Genomic DNA, 2,896 nt, shown 5'->3' with positions numbered 1-2,896 from the left:
CCGGCATCGCCACCACAACAGAGCAAAGCCAACTGCATACCGCCAATGAAAACATCCACCTTATCAGCGGCAACCATACCGACATTACCGCCGGCCAAAGCCTGACCGCCCATGCGGCAGAGAGCCTCAATCTGTTTGCCCAAAGCAGCGGCATCAAGATGCAGGCCAATCAGGGTAAAGTGGAAGTACAGGCACAGAATGACGAATTGCAGCTGAATGCTTTGAAGGATGCAACGTTAACCAGCAGCGCAGGGAAGATTACCATTGCGGCGAAGGAGGAGATTCTGATCACCTGCAAAGGGGCGTATATCAAGTTGAGTAACGGGGAGGTTGAGATCGGGAGTCCGAAGGTGGTGAGGGTGAGGGCGCCGTTGGTGGTAACCATTCCATCGAATGTACCTGTGAAATTACCCGATTTCAAACAAATCTATTCGGGTCGTTATATTTTGAGAGACAGAAAAACTCAGAAAGTCGTAAGAAACCGTCCATATACTTTGACACTGGAAGATGGTAGCCAGATTGAAGGAATAACAAACAGTAAAGGTGAAACGATCATTGTTAATACGTCATCACCGCAGAAAGTTGTATTCGAGCAGGAGAAAAAAACGAAAAAAGAACCGCATCTGTTGCATATTGCCGGAGGGGGAACGATTAAATTACATTTTGAAATTTTTGATGAGGAATAATTTATGGCAATGATTACCCGGCTGAAAGTGCATAAAGAATACGCCGACATAGAACTTGGAGACTTGGGATATTTGTATATAGTATGGGACTTTGTTTTAAAGTATTACAATGGCGGATCGACAAAAAAATTAGATGCTTTCAGTGGATCTTGCAGCGTAAAAGGTAGAAAACAGAACGGATTCGACCGTGTGGTAAACCTTACCGAGCGAATGACCGGATATTATTGGCCGTATAAGCCCGAAGTAACTTTCAGTGTACCTGTGGGGAGAAGTGATGTTGTTCCTGTCCCGCATTTAATTGATGATCGGAAAGCAAAAAAAAGAGAAGAAAAAGAGACACAAAGTTTCATAGATAAAATAGGTAGAAAAATTGGCTTGCTAGACAAGACAACTCAAGGAAAAAACCGACGTCATACCCGCTGGAAATGCTCCGAACCTGTGTTACCAGGTGCGGAACGCAAACGTCCAGATCTGATTATCGTCGAAGACTACCATATCCGCTGGCCAGGTCGGGAGGCCTTAGCTTACGGAGAGAAGTATGACGATAACCTAAAACGGCTGGTAGAGATGAAGTATGGCGATGATGATCTTGACAACAAGCAGGACCAAGCCTATAAAAAAATTGCCACAAAGGAGCGGTTTGCCTTACTGGAGATCTATCAGGACAACGATGAGGGCAATACCGAAGGGGTGTACGAATTTTCACCGGAATTCGTCCCAGCCTTCGGTTTCAAGAAAGAAGACCTGTTGCCTAAAATCCGGCTCGAGCCATGGGTGGTTGCTCCTGAAGGTCGCCCCATCAATATCCTATCGGAAAAACTCATTGATAGGAAAAGTATGGAAACGGTATATCATCCCGAAACTGCCGCGCAAATTCTCCAAAACTCTCCTTGGCTTGAAGGATTCGGAAAATTTGAGAGTACAGAAAATGGTATACGCTGGGTAGGTGATGACGGGAAGATCGTAGAATATAGTAATCAAGAACTACAACAAGCAGTAGATTATTTAGAAGAGTATGAGGATATTCCACGTGATTACTTGCCTTATATTCAAGAAGCAGACGTGGTTATGTCGACAGATAATGCCTTAATGGTTGCAGTGAATTTCGTTAAAGAAAATAAGGAAGAAATTGTTACATTCATTGTTTTATCGGTAGCAACAATCGCATTGGCGTATTTTGCCTCTGCTGCCTTGGCAGGCTCAATCATGTTCGCCCTCCGTTTGGCAGTATTTGCACCTGCCTTAGGTGCTTCCGCCGACCTTTGGGCGGCAGACGAACGTTTTGAACAGCGTAGTAACTGTTATGCCTACAAATATCTTGTAAATAAACCCAAAGGTTCGACATACGAACCCAATGAATACAAAATTACCCACTATGTCCCGTGGCAGGCTTGCGAGAAAAATGCCGATACTTCGCATCTGAAAGGCTGGGAAGAAAAAGTGCGCGAATTCGATGCCCGACATGGTAATCTGCCGAACGAGTAAACAACAGCAACCCCATGAAAGAAAGAGCATGACAACCAAACTATATGAATCACTGCAACGGGAAGCCGATGAAATCCTGATGTATGACGAAGACTATAATATCAATGCCCGTCTGGGACTGACCATATTGATCTACTATACGGGCGGCGGTTCGGTAGCGGGACAGCGTAAGACGCTGGAAGTTTTCGAACGCTTTTATTCGCAGTACCACGGGTATTTGAAAACACACTTTTGGGACGGGATGCGCCGTTTTGCCCGTATCAATCCGAACGCATTTCAAAAAAAAATCGATAAAATGATTCAAAATGCCGAACAGGGGGAAAGCTTGCATGGCGTGCTGAACTCCGGTCCTTCCAACAGGGCGGCGGAATATGAAATCAAAACCCTATCCGCTCACCCCTTAGGCGGAGTTAATGACCTGTCCTATCTCAGGATCACCTTTCCACTGTCTTTTTTGTCCTCCTCGGAAAAACGTCGCGAGTATGAAAGCTGGATAGAATATCTGTGCAAGCACTTTGATATTTTCCACGGTTATGCCGGACTGAGCATCGTCCTGCCCTACGCCTACCATAAATATCAGTTTTACGAATACGCCGTAACCAAACGCTATTGGGGGGTAACACCCGATTCAGGTGGACATGATGACTCTCTATGGTACGAGGGCATTAAGTCCGTCAGTTGGTATACCCTTGTCGGCAAGGCGTTCCAAGATAAATTGAACAGCA

General features: G+C 45.3%; 3 protein-coding genes. All 3 read left to right on the top strand.

Annotated features, from left to right (window positions below):
• A partial coding sequence (locus ACTHUT_RS17020) for a DUF2345 domain-containing protein (RefSeq protein WP_440386810.1) occupies nucleotides 1-686 on the top strand: 686 nt, incomplete at its 5' end.
• Between the two features lie 3 nt (nucleotides 687-689).
• Nucleotides 690-2,171, top strand: coding sequence for a hypothetical protein (locus tag ACTHUT_RS17015; protein ID WP_070837961.1), 1,482 nt, complete (start codon nucleotides 690-692; stop codon nucleotides 2,169-2,171).
• A 28-nt stretch (nucleotides 2,172-2,199) separates the two neighbouring features.
• The coding region (locus ACTHUT_RS17010) for a type VI immunity family protein (RefSeq protein ID WP_440386814.1) at nucleotides 2,200-2,896 on the top strand (697 nt) is incomplete at its 3' end.

The sequence above is a fragment of the Neisseria sp. P0022.S010 genome (genome assembly GCF_051956635.1).
The sequence above is the reverse complement of the archived record's forward strand: the minus strand, read 5'-3'. Positions and strand labels throughout refer to the sequence as shown.